This window comes from Pseudomonas bijieensis (assembly GCF_013347965.1).
Classification (GTDB): domain Bacteria; phylum Pseudomonadota; class Gammaproteobacteria; order Pseudomonadales; family Pseudomonadaceae; genus Aquipseudomonas; species Aquipseudomonas bijieensis.
This window is the reverse complement of the sequence record NZ_CP048810.1, coordinates 4,511,421-4,527,410: the sequence shown is the minus strand read 5'-3', so window position 1 is coordinate 4,527,410 and position 15,990 is coordinate 4,511,421. Positions and strand designations below refer to the sequence as shown.

The 15,990-nt window shown below is 60.4% G+C and carries 16 protein-coding genes; 5 read left to right on the top strand and 11 right to left on the bottom strand.

The genetic code is table 11. From position 1 onward, the window contains the following. Positions 1-264: 264 nt before the first annotated feature. Both GN234_RS19785 and GN234_RS19780 read left to right on the top strand, forming a co-directional pair. Positions 265-1,641: a glutamine synthetase family protein gene (locus GN234_RS19785; protein ID WP_109752536.1), complete on the top strand. Its 1,377-nt coding sequence runs from the start codon at positions 265-267 to the stop codon at positions 1,639-1,641. Between the two features lie 243 nt (positions 1,642-1,884). Beyond that, positions 1,885-2,517, top strand: a complete 633-nt coding sequence (locus GN234_RS19780) for a TetR/AcrR family transcriptional regulator (RefSeq protein ID WP_109752538.1) — start codon at positions 1,885-1,887, stop codon at positions 2,515-2,517. A 76-nt stretch (positions 2,518-2,593) separates the two neighbouring features. On the opposite strand, the gene GN234_RS19775 is transcribed toward GN234_RS19780, so the two are convergent. From GN234_RS19775 to GN234_RS19745, 7 genes are all read right to left on the bottom strand, one after another. After that, positions 2,594-2,809: a TOBE domain-containing protein gene (locus GN234_RS19775; protein ID WP_003177394.1), complete on the bottom strand. Its 216-nt coding sequence runs from the start codon at positions 2,807-2,809 to the stop codon at positions 2,594-2,596. Between the two features lie 25 nt (positions 2,810-2,834). Then, positions 2,835-3,641, bottom strand: a complete 807-nt coding sequence (gene ssuB / locus GN234_RS19770) for an aliphatic sulfonates ABC transporter ATP-binding protein (protein ID WP_116833702.1) — start codon at positions 3,639-3,641, stop codon at positions 2,835-2,837. Continuing rightward, positions 3,638-4,420: an aliphatic sulfonate ABC transporter permease SsuC gene (ssuC, locus tag GN234_RS19765; protein ID WP_109752542.1), complete on the bottom strand. Its 783-nt coding sequence runs from the start codon at positions 4,418-4,420 to the stop codon at positions 3,638-3,640. The genes ssuB and ssuC overlap by 4 nt, the downstream gene beginning before the upstream one ends. Before the next feature lie 7 nt (positions 4,421-4,427). Continuing rightward, a complete protein-coding gene (ssuD, locus tag GN234_RS19760; protein ID WP_109752544.1) occupies positions 4,428-5,576 on the bottom strand; it encodes an FMNH2-dependent alkanesulfonate monooxygenase in 1,149 nt (382 codons plus the stop codon). 24 nt (positions 5,577-5,600) lie between these two features. Then, positions 5,601-6,566, bottom strand: coding sequence for a sulfonate ABC transporter substrate-binding protein (locus GN234_RS19755; protein WP_109752546.1), 966 nt, complete (start codon positions 6,564-6,566; stop codon positions 5,601-5,603). 91 nt (positions 6,567-6,657) lie between these two features. Next, the gene (ssuE, locus tag GN234_RS19750; protein WP_063323891.1) at positions 6,658-7,251 is read right to left on the bottom strand and encodes an NADPH-dependent FMN reductase; all 594 of its coding nucleotides are present in this window, start codon (positions 7,249-7,251) and stop codon (positions 6,658-6,660) included. 306 nt (positions 7,252-7,557) lie between these two features. Beyond that, positions 7,558-8,196 carry a peroxiredoxin gene (locus GN234_RS19745; protein ID WP_024617266.1) on the bottom strand — a complete coding sequence of 213 codons (639 nt, stop codon included), beginning with the start codon at positions 8,194-8,196 and terminating at the stop codon, positions 7,558-7,560. A gap of 336 nt (positions 8,197-8,532) precedes the next feature. Here GN234_RS19745 and mntA point away from each other — a divergent pair, with 336 nt between their 5' ends. Both mntA and hepT read left to right on the top strand, forming a co-directional pair. Then, on the top strand, positions 8,533-8,928 hold the full coding sequence (gene mntA, locus GN234_RS19740; protein WP_109752548.1) for a type VII toxin-antitoxin system MntA family adenylyltransferase antitoxin: 396 nt from the start codon (positions 8,533-8,535) through the stop codon (positions 8,926-8,928). Continuing rightward, positions 8,918-9,346 carry a type VII toxin-antitoxin system HepT family RNase toxin gene (gene hepT, locus GN234_RS19735; RefSeq protein ID WP_109752550.1) on the top strand — a complete coding sequence of 143 codons (429 nt, stop codon included), beginning with the start codon at positions 8,918-8,920 and terminating at the stop codon, positions 9,344-9,346. Before mntA ends, hepT begins: the two co-directional genes overlap by 11 nt. Before the next feature lie 83 nt (positions 9,347-9,429). Here the strand turns inward: hepT and GN234_RS19730 are convergent, their stop codons facing one another. From GN234_RS19730 to argE, 3 genes are all read right to left on the bottom strand, one after another. Continuing rightward, positions 9,430-10,755 carry an OprD family outer membrane porin gene (locus GN234_RS19730; RefSeq protein ID WP_116833703.1) on the bottom strand — a complete coding sequence of 442 codons (1,326 nt, stop codon included), beginning with the start codon at positions 10,753-10,755 and terminating at the stop codon, positions 9,430-9,432. 419 nt (positions 10,756-11,174) lie between these two features. Beyond that, positions 11,175-12,473 (bottom strand): amino-acid N-acetyltransferase, encoded by a 1,299-nt coding sequence (gene argA / locus GN234_RS19725; protein WP_109752554.1) that lies wholly within the window; start codon positions 12,471-12,473, stop codon positions 11,175-11,177. A 137-nt stretch (positions 12,474-12,610) separates the two neighbouring features. Further along, entirely contained in the window at positions 12,611-13,768 is a 1,158-nt protein-coding gene (gene argE / locus GN234_RS19720) for an acetylornithine deacetylase (RefSeq protein ID WP_116833704.1), read from the bottom strand. 158 nt (positions 13,769-13,926) lie between these two features. Here argE and GN234_RS19715 point away from each other — a divergent pair, with 158 nt between their 5' ends. After that, entirely contained in the window at positions 13,927-15,294 is a 1,368-nt protein-coding gene (locus tag GN234_RS19715) for a CYTH domain-containing protein (RefSeq protein ID WP_109752558.1), read from the top strand. Positions 15,295-15,404: 110 nt separating this feature from the next. Here the strand turns inward: GN234_RS19715 and GN234_RS19710 are convergent, their stop codons facing one another. After that, on the bottom strand, positions 15,405-15,875 hold the full coding sequence (locus GN234_RS19710; RefSeq protein WP_109752560.1) for an Lrp/AsnC family transcriptional regulator: 471 nt from the start codon (positions 15,873-15,875) through the stop codon (positions 15,405-15,407). Positions 15,876-15,990: the final 115 nt, after the last annotated feature.

Genomic DNA, 15,990 nt, shown 5'->3' with positions numbered 1-15,990 from the left:
TTATTGCTGTTATGGGTTTGAATCGAGCTTAGCCTTGTTCATTTTTTTACACAACACCCCCGTAAAAAATACAACACGGCCCGCTCAAGCCTGCGGGCGCCAAGCCCGACAAAGGGGAAAAAACGCCCTAAATTGCCTCAAAAAAGCCCCACAGGTGCTTTTTTAGGGCAAAAAAGGCCCTGCTTGACTTCGGCATGCCGTTCGGGTTGACTGGGTTTCGAAGAGATCAATGATTGATATTTTTAACAACAAAGGTGTTGCATCATGTCGGTACCCCCGCGTGCCGTTCAGCTTAACGAAGCGAACGCGTTCCTTAAGGAACATCCTGAGGTTCTGTACGTTGACCTTCTGATTGCGGATATGAATGGTGTGGTGCGCGGCAAGCGCATAGAACGCACCAGCCTCCACAAGGTTTACGAGAAAGGCATCAACCTGCCGGCCTCCTTATTTGCCCTGGATATCAATGGCTCTACGGTGGAAAGCACCGGCCTGGGCCTGGACATCGGCGATGCTGACCGAATCTGCTATCCAATCCCTGACACCCTGTGCAACGAGCCTTGGCAGAAGCGCCCCACCGCGCAACTGTTGATGACCATGCACGAACTCGAAGGCGAGCCTTTCTTCGCCGACCCGCGTGAAGTCCTGCGCCAGGTCGTGACCAAGTTCGATGAACTGGGCCTGACCATCTGCGCCGCATTCGAGCTGGAGTTCTACCTGATCGACCAGGAGAACGTGAATGGACGCCCACAACCGCCCCGCTCGCCGATCTCCGGCAAACGCCCGCACTCGACACAGGTCTACCTGATCGATGACCTCGACGAATACGTCGATTGCCTTCAGGACATTCTGGAAGGGGCCAAGGAGCAAGGCATTCCCGCCGACGCCATCGTCAAGGAAAGTGCCCCGGCGCAGTTCGAAGTGAACCTGCACCACGTGGCCGACCCGATCAAGGCCTGCGACTACGCGGTCCTGCTCAAGCGCCTGATCAAGAACATCGCCTACGACCATGAAATGGACACCACCTTCATGGCCAAGCCGTATCCGGGCCAGGCGGGCAATGGTCTGCACGTCCACATTTCGATCCTGGATAAAGAGGGCAAGAATATTTTTGCCAGCGAGGATCCCGAGCAGAACGCCGCACTGCGTCACGCGATCGGCGGTGTGCTCGAGACCCTGCCCGCGCAGATGGCTTTCCTCTGCCCGAATGTCAACTCCTACCGTCGTTTCGGCGCACAGTTCTACGTGCCGAACTCGCCGACCTGGGGCCTGGACAACCGCACCGTGGCCCTGCGCGTTCCTACCGGCTCGGCCGATGCCGTGCGCCTGGAACATCGCGTTGCCGGCGCCGACGCCAACCCGTACCTGCTGATGGCCTCCGTGTTGGCGGGCGTGCATCACGGCCTGGTCAACAAGATCGAGCCCGGTGCGCCGGTGGAAGGCAACAGCTACGAGCAGAACGAGCAAAGCCTGCCGAACAACTTGCGCGATGCCCTGCGCGAGCTGGACGACAGCGAAGTCATGGCCAAGTACATCGACCCGAAATACATCGATATCTTCGTGGCCTGCAAGGAGAGTGAGCTGGAGGAGTTCGAACACTCCATCTCCGACCTTGAGTACAACTGGTACCTGCATACCGTGTAAGCGGTTGCGGTAAAAAGAAACGCCGCAGGCCTTATGGCCTGCGGCGTTTTTTTATGTATTTGGGTGAATGGCCGCCTTCGGCGGATCGCGAGCAAGCTCAGCTCCCACAGGGGTTCTTTGTGATCATTTGACCTGATTCACAATGTATTGCTCTATGGGAGCAAGGCTTGCCCGCGATGAGGGCTCGGCAGACAACACAGAAATCGACTCGTACAATGCCCGGCAGCCCCGCAGGAGAGCTTCATGACACGCATCGCCACACCCCGCAAACCCCGCGCACGCAGCCAGGCCCGGATCGACACCATTCTGGATGCCGCCCGTGCGCTGCTTGCCGCCGAAGGCGTGGCCAGCCTGTCGATCTACAGCGTCGCCGAGCGCGCCGGGATCCCGCCCTCTTCCGTGTACCACTTCTTCGCCAGCGTCCCGGCCCTGCTCGAAGCCCTGACCGCCGACGTCCACGCCGCCTTTCGCGCCTGCCTGCAAGCACCGATCGACCATGCCGCGCTGAACCATTGGCACGACCTGTCACGGCTGGTGGAGCAGCGCGTGCTGACCATCTACAGCCAGGACGCCGCCGCCCGCCAATTGATCCTGACCCAGCATGGCCTGACCGAAGTCACCCAGGCCGACCGTCAGCATGACCTCGAACTGGGCGCCCTGATGCATAAGGTTTTCGACCACCATTTCGAGCTGCCAAGCCTGCCCGGCGACGTCGACGTGTTCGCCCTGGCCATGGAGCTGGGCGACCGTGTCTATGCGCGCTCGGTACAACAACACGGCCAGATCACCCCGCGCATGGCCGAAGAAGGCATGCGGGTGTTCGATGCGTACCTGGGGCTGTATCTGCCACCGTATTTGCCCAAGCGCCCTGATTGATCGTTCCCACCCAGAGCGCGGGAACGAAAAAGCCCCGAAGGGCTCACGCCGTCCGGGGCTGCGGGTGGAGCATCACTCACAACTTGGCGATAGACACCTCGGTGGATTTTACGAAGGCGATCACTTCGCTGCCGATCGCCAGCTCCAGCTCTTTGACCGAGCGTGTGGTGATGACCGAAGTGACGATGCCCGAAGCGGTCTGCACATCGATTTCCGACAGCACGTCGCCTTCGACGATTTCCTTGATGGTGCCTTTGAACTGGTTGCGTACGTTGATGGCTTTGATAGTCATGGTGTCGATTCCTGTCTGGATGAAGTTATTGCGCCCAACGCAGTTGCGTGGGCAAGGGTGAAACGGGTTCGGGTTCCGGCGGTTGGCCGGGCAAGGACAGCACTCGGTTGAGGACTTCGGTTTCCAGGCTCGCCAGGCGATGAGAGCCGCGAACCCGTGGGCGTGGCAGGTCGATAGCCAGGTCGAGGCCGATCTGGCCGTCCTCGATCAGGATCACCCGGTCGGCAATCGCCACCGCCTCGCTGACGTCGTGGGTCACCAGCAACACGGTGAAGCCATGCTGCTGCCAGAGGTTTTCGATCAGTTGCTGCATTTCGATACGAGTCAGGGCGTCCAGCGCCCCCAAGGGCTCGTCGAGCAGCAACAGGCGTGGCTGATGAATCAGCGCACGGGCCAGGGCCACCCGCTGTTTCTGTCCGCCGGAAAGCGCCGCCGGCCACTCATGGGCGCGGTCGGCCAAACCCACCGCTTCCAGTGCTTGCAATGCTTGGGGACGCCAGTTGCCCTTTAGCCCGAGGCCGACGTTATCGATGATTTTTTTCCAGGGCAGCAATCGCGCTTCCTGGAACATCAACCGCGTGTCCTGTTGTGCGGCACTCAACGGTGCCGAACCCGCCAGCAATTGGCCGTCGGTGGGTTGATCGAGGCCGGCCAGCAAGCGCAGCAAAGTACTTTTGCCACAGCCACTGCGACCAACCACGGCCACGAACTGCCCGGCCGGGATATGCAGGTCGATGTCACGCAGCACTTGGCGCGAGCCGAAGGTTTTTTGCAGCTTGCGCACCGCCAGCGGAATGCCTCGCAGCAGGCGCGGAGGTTGTTGGGCGGTCATGCGGCACCTCCCTTGTTCACTTGATACGCCGGATGCCAGCGCAGCCAGACTCGCTCAAGCCCGCGGGCCGCAAGATCGGCCAATTTGCCCAGCACGGCGTACAGGAGAATCGCCAGCACTACCACATCGGTCTGCAGGAACTCCCGGGCATTCATCGCCAGATAACCAATACCGGAACTGGCCGAGATGGTTTCCGCCACGATCAGCGTCAGCCACATGAAGCCCAGGGCAAACCGCACGCCCACCAGGATCGAAGGCAAGGCGCCCGGCAGGATCACTTGGCGAAACAGGCTGAAGCCGGACAAGCCATAGCTGCGGGACATTTCCACCAGCGCCGGATCGACGTTGCGAATCCCGTGATAGGTGTTGAGGTAGATGGGAAACAGCGTGCCCAGCGCCACCAGGAAAATCTTCGCCGACTCATCGATGCCGAACCACAGGATCACCAGCGGAATCAGCGCCAGGTGCGGGACGTTCCGGACCATTTGCACGGAGCTGTCCAGCAAGCGTTCGCCCCATTTCGACAAGCCGGTGATAAAGCCCAGGGTAAGGCCGATGCCGCCGCCAATCAGGAAACCGACCGCGGCCCGCCAGCCGCTGATGGCCAGGTGCGTCCAGATTTCGCCACTGCGCACCAGGTTCACCCCAGCTTCGATCACCGCCACGGGTGCCGGCAGGATCCGCGTGGATAACCAACCCGCCGACACCGACAGTTGCCAAACCGCCAGCAATAGTAGCGGCACCGCCCAGGGCGCGAGATTGTGGATAATTTTCTTCATGGCCGCCTCAGCTCTGGGACGCGGCTTTGGGAAGAATATCGTTGGCGACCATTTCACCGAACGGGCTCACATAGCCCTGGCTCTTCGGCAACTCCGGGCGCTCCACGTCCAGGTGCGGGAACAACAGTTCCGCCACGCGATAGGACTCTTCCAGGTGTGGATAACCGGAGAAGATGAAGGTATCGATGCCAAGGTCGGCGTATTCCTTGACCCGCGCCGCCACGGTCGGGCCATCACCCACCAACGCCGTTCCGGCGCCGCCGCGCACCAGGCCGACACCGGCCCAGAGGTTGGGACTGACTTCCAGCTTGTCGCGGCTGCCACCATGCAAGGCGGCCATGCGTTGCTGGCCCACCGAATCGAAGCGCGCCAGGGAGGCCTGGGCGCGGGCAATGGTGTCGTCGTCCAGGTGAGAGATCAGCCGGTCGGCCGCTTGCCAGGCCTCGGCATTGGTTTCCCGCACGATCACATGCAGACGGATGCCGAAGCGTACGGTACGGCCGAGCTTCGCGGCCTTGGCCCGCACTTGTTCGATCTTTTGCGCGACGGCTGCGGGGGGCTCGCCCCAGGTCAGCACCATTTCCACCTGTTCGGCGGCCAGGTCCTGGGCAGCTTCCGACGAGCCGCCGAAATACAACGGCGGACGCGGTTGCTGGATCGGCGGATAGAGCAGCTTGGCGCCCTTCACGCTGATGTGCTCACCGTCATAATCCACAGTCTCGCCTTCCAGCACCCGGCGCCAGATACGGGTGAATTCCACTGACGCCTGGTAGCGTTGCTCGTGGTCCAGGAACAAGCCGTCGCCAGCCAGTTCGTCCGGGTCGCCGCCAGTCACCAGGTTGAACAGCGCACGTCCGCCGGACAGCCGGTCGAGGGTCGCGGCCTGGCGCGCCGCCACCGTCGGGGAAATGATCCCGGGGCGCAGGGCAACGAGGAACTTCAGGCGCTGGGTCACCGGAATCAACGAAGCGGCCACCAGCCAGGAATCCTCGCAGGAACGCCCGGTGGGAATCAGCACGCCGCCGAAACCCAGTCGATCCGCCGCCTGGGCGACCTGCTGCAGGTAGCCGTGATCGACGGCGCGGGCGCCTTCAGCGGTGCCAAGGTAATGGCCGTCGCCGTGGGTAGGCAGGAACCAGAAAATATTGAGGCTCATGGAGTGGTCTCCTAAGGAATCGAATTACTGCGCTTTCGCAACGGCCGCCGGCGGCGTCCAGATCACGTCCTTGATGCTCAAGGGCTTGGGAATCAATTTGAGCTGGTAGAAGCTGTCGGCGATTTTCTGCTGCGCCGCCACCACTTCCGGCGTGAGGAACAACGCCCCATAGCCTTGGCGTTTCACCGACGTCAGGGTGATGTCCGCCGGTAGGCCGAGCAGTGGCGATACCTGCTTGGTCACGTCTTCAGGGTTGGCCTTGGACCACTCCCCCACTGCGCGCACTTCTTCCACCAGCGTCGTGATGACCTGGGGATTTTTTTGCGCATAGGGTTTGGTGGCGAGATAGAACTGGTGGTTATCGACGATGCCTTTGCCATCACGCAGGGTGCGTGCCTGCAACTGTTGTTCAGCGGCAGCCTGGTACGGATCCCAGATCACCCAGGCGTCCACGCTGCCACGTTCGAATGCGGCGCGGGCGTCGGCCGGCGGCAGGAAAACGGTCTGGATGTCGGAATACTTGAGGCCGGCATCCTCCAGCGCTCGCACTAACAGGTAGTGGACGTTGGAGCCTTTGTTCAGCGCGACTTTCTTGCCCTTGAGGTCTTGCACCGACTGGATCGCCGACCCCTTGGGCACCAGGATCGCCTCGCTGGTAGGCGCTGGCGGTTCGTAGGCGACGTAGAGCAGATCAGCGCCTGCGGCTTGGGCAAATACCGGCGGGGTTTCACCGGTCACGCCGAAGTCGATGGAACCGACGTTCAAGCCTTCCAGCAGCTGCGGACCGCCGGGAAATTCAGTCCATTGCACATCCACGCCTTGGGCGGCGAGACGTTTTTCCAATGAGCCCTTGGCCTTGAGCAGCACCAGGGTGCCGTACTTCTGATAACCGATCCGCAAGGTTTCGGCTTGGGCTTGGGTGATGACGCCGAGGGACACAGCCGCAGCAAACAGAGCGACCAGCCCGCGACGCAAAATGACAGTGCGCATGGCGCCTCCCCTTTTTGCTGTGGGGTTTTGGCTGCACCTGCTTGGCCGTTGGCGGCTGAGTAAGGTGAGTTGAATCAGTGGTGTTCCGGGTTCAAATGCTCCAGCGAGCACTCAACAAACGTTCGTTCAATACACTGGGGTCCAGCGGCCTGGGCCGACGGGCCATGGCGCTGAAAAACTGTTCCAGCGCTTCGTCCAGGCGCTGTTGCAGGGCCGGCGCCAACTGCGCCTGGGCGCTGCCTTCGCCATAAGCGATCTGGCTGTCTTCGGCAAAGATCCCGTGGAGCATTTCCTGGGCCTTGAGCGCCGACAACACTGGCTTGAGGGCGTAATCCACCGCCAGCATGTGGGCGATGCTGCCGCCGGTTGCCATCGGCAACACCACTTTATGGGCCAGGGCGCGCTCAGGCAGCAAGTCCAGCACGGTCTTCAGCGCACCGGAAAAAGACGCCTTGTACACCGGCGTGGCGATCAACAGGCCGTCGGCATTTTCGATTTGCTGGAGCAGATCGACCACCTTCGGGCTATCGAAACGGGCATGAAGCAGATCTTCGGCCGGGAAATCGCGCACCTGATAGCTCACCACCTCCACACCTTGCTGCTGCAACCAGCGTTGCGAGCGCTCCAGCAGCACCCCGGAGCGGGAGCGTTGGCTGGGACTGCCACCAAGTGAGACGACCAACATGCCTACCATTCCTTAACTGTCACGTGCGATTCGCGGCGGGCGATCTCGCTGCATGGGTCAAACCATAACAGGGGATTCATATATCTTTAAATCATATTTATTCATTTGGTTATTCGATATAGAGATATATAAATTGCCTTATTCAAGGCATTAAAAAAGGCCGTCGGAACGGCCAAAACCCTTGGTGCACAGAAATCCCTTTGTGGGAGCGAGCCTGCTCGCGATGGCGTCGGATCTGCCAGCAGCGATGTCGACTGATAGACCACTATCGCGAGCAGGCTCGCTCCCACAGGTTCAGGTTTTGCGTCAGCGATTGGGCTGCGGGGTGAGGCGCAGGTAGGGCTTCACGGCGCGGTAGCCCTTGGGAAAGCGCTGCTTGAGTTCCTCTTCATCCTTGAGCGACGGCACGATCACCACTTCATCACCGTCCTGCCAGTTGGCCGGGGTGGCGACTTTGTAGTTATCGGTCAGTTGCAGGGAATCGATCACGCGCAGGATTTCGTTGAAATTGCGCCCGGTGCTGGCCGGGTAGGTGATGGTCAGGCGAATCTTCTTGTTCGGATCGATCACGAACAGTGAACGCACGGTCAAGGTGTCGCTGGCGTTGGGGTGGATCAAGTCGTACAGGTCCGACACCTTGCGGTCGGCATCAGCCAGGATCGGAAAATTGACCACGGCGTTCTGGGTCTCGTTAATGTCCTCGATCCACTTGTGGTGCGAGTCCACCGGGTCCACCGAAAGAGCAATGGCCTTGACCCCGCGCTGGGCGAATTCGTCCTTGAGCTTGGCGGTCAGGCCCAGCTCGGTGGTGCATACCGGCGTGAAGTCCGCCGGGTGGGAAAACAGCACACCCCAGCTGTCGCCGAGCCATTCGTGGAAGCGAATCTTGCCGGCGCTGGAATCCTGTTCGAAGTCGGGGGCGATGTCGCCAAGTCTGAGGCTCATGGTGCGGCTCCTGGATGAGGTTGTTGTGAGCCCAACTTTGCACCGGTTTTGATTGCTTTAAAAAGAATAAATATCCATTTATCTAGATCTTTAGTGAATATAAAAAACTGTTCACTGGCACCATTCCGCATACCGGCCCAAGATCGATTCCGAGGTTTCGAGAAGGCCTCGAGTTGCTGAAAGAGGAGAAGTTTCGAGGAAGGCTACAGGGGTGGGCCCGACTCGAAAACGTAAAAGCCCCGCCCGGCGTGTTGCCGGGCGGGGCTTTTTTTGTTTTGTACCCACACTACGGAAATTATTGAGGCGATTTCAGGACGAGCGGCTAGGATAGGCAGGATGAACACTCAAGCCTTGCTGACTCATCTGCAAAACCATCTCCCTGGACTGCTGGCGGTTTACCTGTTCGGTAGCCATGCACAGGGCACCGCTGGGCCTGACAGTGATGTCGATTTGGCTGTGCTCTTGTCCGGCGAAGTTGATCCTGTGTCGTTATGGCAACTTTCAGGTGATTTGGCGGATATCGCCGGCAGTCCGGTGGATCTGATCGATCTACGCGCGGCAACGACCGTCATGCAATACCAGATCGTGACCCGAGGCCAGAGACTCTGGGCCAGAGACGTACAGGCGGGATTGTTCGAGTGTTTCATTCTCAGCGAAAAAACCGCTCTCGATGAAGCTCGGGCGGGATTGCTCAAGGATATTCAGGAAGAAGGCAGCGTGTATGGCCGATGACGTACTGATCAATAAAGCCGCCAGTATCGAACGTTGCGTCGCCAGGGTACGGGAGGAATACGAGAAGGATCCCGCTACGTTTGCCACCGACTTCACTCGCCAGGATTCGGCAGTCCTGAACATTCAGCGTGCGTGTGAAGCGGCACTGGATATGGGACAGCATTTGATTCGCCGTGAACGACTGGGTGTCCCGCAAAGTGCCCGCGATACATTCGAGTTGCTTTTCCAAGGGGGCTGGATGCAAGAGGGTCTGGTGAAAAACCTGAAGAACATGGTGGGTTTCAGGAATATCGCCGTGCATGACTACCAAGCCCTGCAACTGCCGATCATGGTCGCGATCATCACCGGACATCTGGATGATTTTCTAGCGTTCAGCGCATTCATTCTGCGTAAGGACGCGCTGGAGTCCAAGGTATAAAGCGAGCTCCGGCTCGTTGAGCCAAAAACGCAAAAGCCCCGCCCGGCGTGCTGCCGGGCGGGGCTTTTTTACTTCGCTACGTCTTACATGAAGTTGTAAGTGTAGTTGAAGATCAGGCGGGTCTGATCCTGGTCGGCAATACCGGTGCTGCTGCCACGGTATGTACCGTGACGCAGGGTGGTGCCGAAGCCTTTCAGAGGGCCTTGCTGGACGACGTAGTCCAGGCGCATGTCACGTTCCCACTCGGACGAGTCGCTGCCGCCGGTAGCCGACTTGATGTCATCACCGTGCAGGTAGGCAATCGAAGCCTTCAGGCCTGGGGCACCCAAAGCCGTGAAGTCGTAGGAGTATTGACCGAAGGTGGTGTTTTCACCGGCACGGACAAACGCGTTGATCATGCTGTCGGTGAACAGGTAGAAGCTGGAACCACCCGCGCCTTCGTTACGACCGGCGTCATTGAGCAGGCTGCCCTGGTTCAGGTAGACGAAGCCACCATCATCACCGACTTGTTGGTGACCCAACAGGAACGCGCTGCCACCCAGGGTGTAAGTGAACATGGCGCTCCAGGTCTTGTTATCGACCTCGCCTGGGTTCTTGGCATAGCCACCGTTGTTGTTGAAGCGATAGCCCGCATCGCCGTTGCGGCCATCCGAGCTGCTGTCGAAGTAACGCAGGTCAGTCTTGAAGGACTGGCCTTCGCTGATCGGGAAAACATGTACTGCGCCCAGGAAGTGCTGCTTGTAGTAATCCTGCAGGTTGGCGTAGTAGTACTGCAGCGTCAGGTCCTTGGTGACCTTCCAGTCGGCACCGGCATAACGGAACTGGTTGCTGTCCTCAGTACCACCGGCCACTGCCAAGCCTGTGCTGTTGCTGCCCGCACGGCCCACGGCGTGTTCCAGCTGACCGGCGTTGAACGTCACGTTGTCCAGGTCCTTGGAGGTGATGGTGCCACCTTCGAAGGTTTGCGGCAGCAGACGACCGTCGCTGGCGACCAGGATCGGCAGGTTAGGCGCCAGGGCACCACCCAGGTGGGCTTCGGTCTTGGAGAAAAGCGCCTTCACGTTGCCAGACAGACGGCTCCAGTTGTGTACGGCAGAGCCATCTGAATCGCTTGGAACGAAGGAGTTGTTATCCGGGTGATGGCCTTTGCCGCCATCGAGGTGGATACCGACCAGTGCCTGGGCATCGATACCGAAACCAACAACACCTTGAGTGAAGCCGGACTTGTAGTCGAACTTCAGGCCAGTGGCCGTCTCACGCTGGTCATTGCCGCCTTCGCGGTTATCGTTATCAAAGTAAAGGGTGCGGGAACTGACAGACGCTTTGCTGTCTTCGATAAAACCAGCGGCGCCTGCCTGCTGCGCCAAAACCCCAACGGCCACAGCCAGGGCCAAGGTGGACTTCTTCATGCTTCGCTCCTCTCGTTTTCTAATTCTTGTGTGTCTTTGGTTCCGGATCGAACGCCCGGATTCCGCGGATGCGCGATTAGCGCCAGACCGTGACTGACAAGTCAATCGTAACCATTTGTGAGTACGACTATGGTCTAACCCCCACTACACCGGTCCGCAGGATAATGGATTCTCTATAATTCCAAAAAGAATTGTTTCAACAGTTTTCAGCTCTTTTCGACATATGGTTGCCATCAAAGCGTCATCAAGCCGAGACAAGGCTTATCGGCGCCGTTGAGGAATCCTGAAGCGTGTTTCGTCGCAACGGTGGTCAGGCGTACCAACGCTCGTACATGCCGCGATCTTGAGCCCTCCCAGACTAGTCGCTCATTGTCTGAAATCAAGAAGACCGCGGCAGCACGGGTTTTTAGACGGGTCGCTCAGAGCGCTTTTTCGAAGATCTTCGAATTACGCTGATAGTTGTAGAGCGACGCCCGCGCGGCCGGCAGACGGTCGACGCTGCTGGGCTCGAAACCGCGTTCGCGGAACCAGTGGGCAGTCCGGGTCGTCAGTACGAACAGCGTCTTGAGCCCTTGGGCGCGGGCCCGGGTTTCGATCCGTTCCAGCAGCTCATCGCCCCGGCCACCGTGGCGGTACTCCGGGTTCACTGCCAGGCAGGCCAGCTCCCCGGCATCCGAATCGGCGATCTGGTACAGCGCCGCACAGGCGATGATCATGCCTTCGCGCTCGACCACGCTGAACTGTTCGATCTCGCGCTCCAGCACTTCGCGGGAGCGACGCACCAGAATCCCCTGCTCTTCCAGCGGGCTGATCAGGTCCAGCAGCCCGCCGACATCCTCAATGGCCGCTTCGCGTACCACTTCGAATTGCTCCTGGGCCACCAGCGTGCCGCTGCCATCGCGGGTGAACAGCTCAGCCAGCAGCGCACCGTCCTCGGCATAACTGACGATATGGCTGCGCGCGACACCGCCACGACAGGCCTGGGCCGCCGCATCCAGCAGTTCGGCCTGATAGTCGCTACCCAAGCGCTGCATATGGCCCGGAACCTGTTGCGGACGCAATTCGCGAACCAGCCGCCCGTCCTCACCGATAAGCCCCTGCTCGGCCCCGAACAGCAGCAGCTTGTCGGCCGCCAGGTCGATGGCCGCCCGGGTGGCGACGTCTTCGCAGGCGAGGTTGAAGATCTCCCCGGTGGGTGAATATCCCAACGGCGACAGCAGCACGATGGAGCGTTCGTCCAAAAGGCGATTGATGCCCTTGCGATCGACCCGACGCACTTCACCGGTGTGGTGATAATCCACGCCTTCGAGCACACCAATGGGACGTGCGGTGACCAGGTTGCCGCTGGCGACCCGCAGCCGCGAGCCCTGCATGGGCGAGGACGCCATGTCCATGGACAGGCGTGCCTCGATAGCGATGCGCAGTTGGCCGACCGCATCGATCACGCATTCCAGTGTGGCGGCATCGGTGATGCGCATGCCGTGGTGATAATGGGGCGTCAGCCCCCGTGCAGCGAGGCGGGCCTCGATCTGCGGGCGCGAACCGTGGACCAGCACCAGGCGCACGCCGAGGCTGTGCAGCAGCACCAGGTCATGGACGATATTGCCGAAGTTAGGGTGTTCCACCCCGTCGCCGGGCAGCATGACGATGAAGGTGCAATCGCGGTGGGCGTTGATGTAGGGCGAAGCGTGACGAAGCCAATTGACGTATTCGGGCATGAACCTGGACCTGTAATAAATAACAGCCAAAAAAAGACGAAACAGAACGCACAACGGGCTGGTGGTTATCGTCGGAACAGGCTTGGCGACACGCGCGCTCTCCTCATGTGATGAATACGGGCCCGCAAGGGCGCAATTTAACCGGCCGTGGCCGGCGTCAGACAGTAATGACCGATCAACTGCCGCAACAGCTGTACGGTAGGTAGCAAACGTGACATTTCAAGGTACTCGCCCGGTTGGTGGGCACAGGCGATATCGCCGGGACCGAGTACCAGGGTTTCGCAGCCAAGGCGCTGAAGATAAGGCGCTTCGGTGCCGAACGCCACTGCTTCGGCTCGATGGCCGGTGAGTCGCTCGGCCACCCGTACCAGTTCGCAGTCCTCGACCTGCTCGAACGGCGGCACTTCGGGGAACAGCGGGGCGTAGTCGATCTTGACCTTATGGCGCTCGGCGATGGGGTCGAGCTTCTGCTGGATCGCCGCACGCAACACTTGCGGGTCCATGCCGGGCAAGGGCCGCAGGTCGAATTCCATGGAGCACTGCCCGCAAATCCGGTTGGGATTGTCGCCGCCGTGGATGCAGCCGAAGTTCAGGGTCGGCTGCGGTACGGTGAACTGCGGGTTACGGAATTCACGCTGCCATTGCAGGCGCAGGCCACGCAGTTCGCCCATGGCATCGTGCATGGCTTCCAGCGCGCTGTGGCCCAGGCTCGGGTCGGAGGAATGACCGCTGCGCCCAAGAATATCGATGCGCTCCATCATCACGCCTTTGTGCAGGCGAATCGGCCGCAGGCCGGTCGGTTCACCAATCACCGCCGCGCGCCCCAGTGGTCGTCCGGCATCGGCCAGGGCCCGGGCGCCGGCCATGGAGCTTTCTTCGTCGCAGGTGGCGAGGATCAGCAGCGGCTGCTTGAACGGTTGGTCCAGCAGCGGCTTGACCGCTTCAATGACCAGGGCGAAAAAACCCTTCATGTCACAACTGCCCAGGCCGACCCAACGGCCATCGACCTCGGTGAGCTTCAACGGGTCGGTCTGCCAAAGCGCGGCGTCGAACGGCACGGTGTCACTGTGACCCGCCAGCACCAGGCCGCCGGGACCGCTGCCGAAACTGGCCAGCAGGTTGAACTTGCCCGGGCTGACCTGCTGGATATCGCAGGAGAACCCAAGCTCCGTGAGCCAGCCTGCCAACAGCTCGATCACGGTGCTGTTGGACTGGTCGAGCCCAGGCTGGGTACAACTGACCGAAGGCGCGGCGATCAGGGCAGCGAATTGATCTTTCATGGACGGCAAAGGCATCGCTGACTCCGGGCTTACAGATTGATGTCCATCATAGAACCATCTGGCGCAAGGAATAAACCGCCGCAGCACCTAGGGTGGACGAGTCCTGTACACTGCACGACCTTGGCAGCCACACCTTCCCCCGGCTGCACACCCGATCCCTGGATTTTCCGGCCATGCAGAAAGAAACCGAAATCAAACTCCGCGTCAGCCGCGAGACCCTGGCAGCCTTGCGCGAGCATCCGCTGCTGAAAAAACGCAACAAGAGTGGCTGGGAACGCCACGAACTGATGAACCAGTATTTCGACACGCCAGAGCGTGACCTGGCCCGGGCCAAGGTCGCCCTGCGCTTGCGTCGCGACGGCGAAGACGTGATCCAGACCCTCAAGACCCGCGGCCAGAGCGTCGCCGGCCTGTCCGAGCGCAATGAGTACGACTGGCACCTGCCCAAGGCCAAGCTCGACCTGAAGAAGCTCGACGGCGAATGCTGGCCCGAGGCCTTGACCGAACTGGACAAGAAAACCCTCAAGGCCATCTTCACCACCGATTTCGTTCGCGAACGCGCTGAAATCGCCTGGGGCCGTGGCAAAAGCAAGGTGGTCATCGAAGCCGCCCTGGACCTGGGCCATGTCGTGGTCGGCAAGCAGAAGGAAGAGATCTGCGAGCTGGAGCTGGAGCTGCGCGAAGGCGAACCCGCCGCCCTGCTGGAACTGGCAGCCGAACTGGCCGCGACCCTGCCGTTGATGCCTTGCGACATCAGCAAGGCCGAGCGTGGCTATCGCCTGTATGACGCAGGCAGCTATGCCCTGAGCCTGCCGGCCCCGCAACTGACCGCCGAAACGCCGCTGGACGACGCCTTCGCCGCGCTGAGCTGGCATTTGCTCGGCAGCAGCCAGCGCCTGGCCGAGCAATACCGCTTCAACGGCCACTGGCGCCTGTTGCAGGACTGGGTGGAAAACCTCGCCGAACTGCGCGCCCTGCTCAGCAGCCTCGGCCAGGCCGCGCCGCGCCAATCGACCCACGACTTGCGCCTGGCCCTGGACGCGTTGCTGGAAGACTGGCGCCCGCTGGTCCAGGCCGGCCTGGATGATGAAGACGTGCGCAAGGCCGCGCCGGAACAGTTCCTCGAAGAGCTGCAAGACCCGCGCTGGGGCCTGTTTTCCCTCAACACCTCACGCTGGCTGCTGGCTCGCAGTTGGGCCGCCGAGCGCAACACCCGTGGCAATCGCCAGGGCGCGGCGCAACTGGGCAGTTGGCTGTCGCGCCTGCTGGGCGAAGAGTCCTCGTCCCTGCAATTGCAACGCTATCAGCAGCAGCCGGAAGACCTCGCCGAGCAACTGCCGCGCATCGAACGCATCCAGGCCTGGCTCCACCACGCCCGTCATGTGCTGGAGATCCCGGAAATGGACCGCCTCTACGGCGAGTTGAACAAACTGGCGCAACTGGCCAACCAGCCGATCACCGACGAAACGCTGGATGCACGCAAGCAACAGGCGATTGCGGTTTACCAGAATCGGGCTTGGAAGACTTTGCTGCGTCTGTAACATCGCCATCGCGAGCAGGCTCGCTCCCACATGGGATCTCTATTTGCCGAAGATCCATTGTGGGAGCGAGCCTGCTCGCGATGTGGCCAGCACAGACACCGCAGGACAGCTCAGCGCACCACCGGCAAACTCGTCGTCGACTTGATCTCCGACAGCGCCACGATCGAGTTCACCTCCTGGATCCCCGGCACCATCGACAGCTTCTCGAAAAAGAATCGCTCATAGGCCTCGATATCCGCCGTGACGATGCGCAGCAGGAAATCCACCGAGCCCATCAGCACGTAACACTCCAGCACCTCGGGAAAGCCGCGAATCGCCTCGGTGAACTCGGTGAAATTCGAACGTCCATGGGCGTTGAGTTTGATTTCGGCGAAGATCTGCGTATTGAGGCCGATTTTCTTGCGATCCAGCAGCGTCACCTGACCACGAATGATGCCCTCCTCCTTCATCCGCTGGATCCGCCGCCAGCACGGCGATTGCGACAAACCCACCTGCTCGGCGATCTGCGCACTGGACAGCGAGGCATCTTCTTGCAGCAGTGCCAGTATCCTGCGGTCGTAGGCGTCCAACTCGCTATGCATAATCAAACCCACAATGATTGATTTAGAGAATCAGGCAATTCGAAACACCGCCAATTTCACGCATCTTAGATAAGAAATACCCCACGACGCATGTAAATATTTCTCCCGCCCCCAA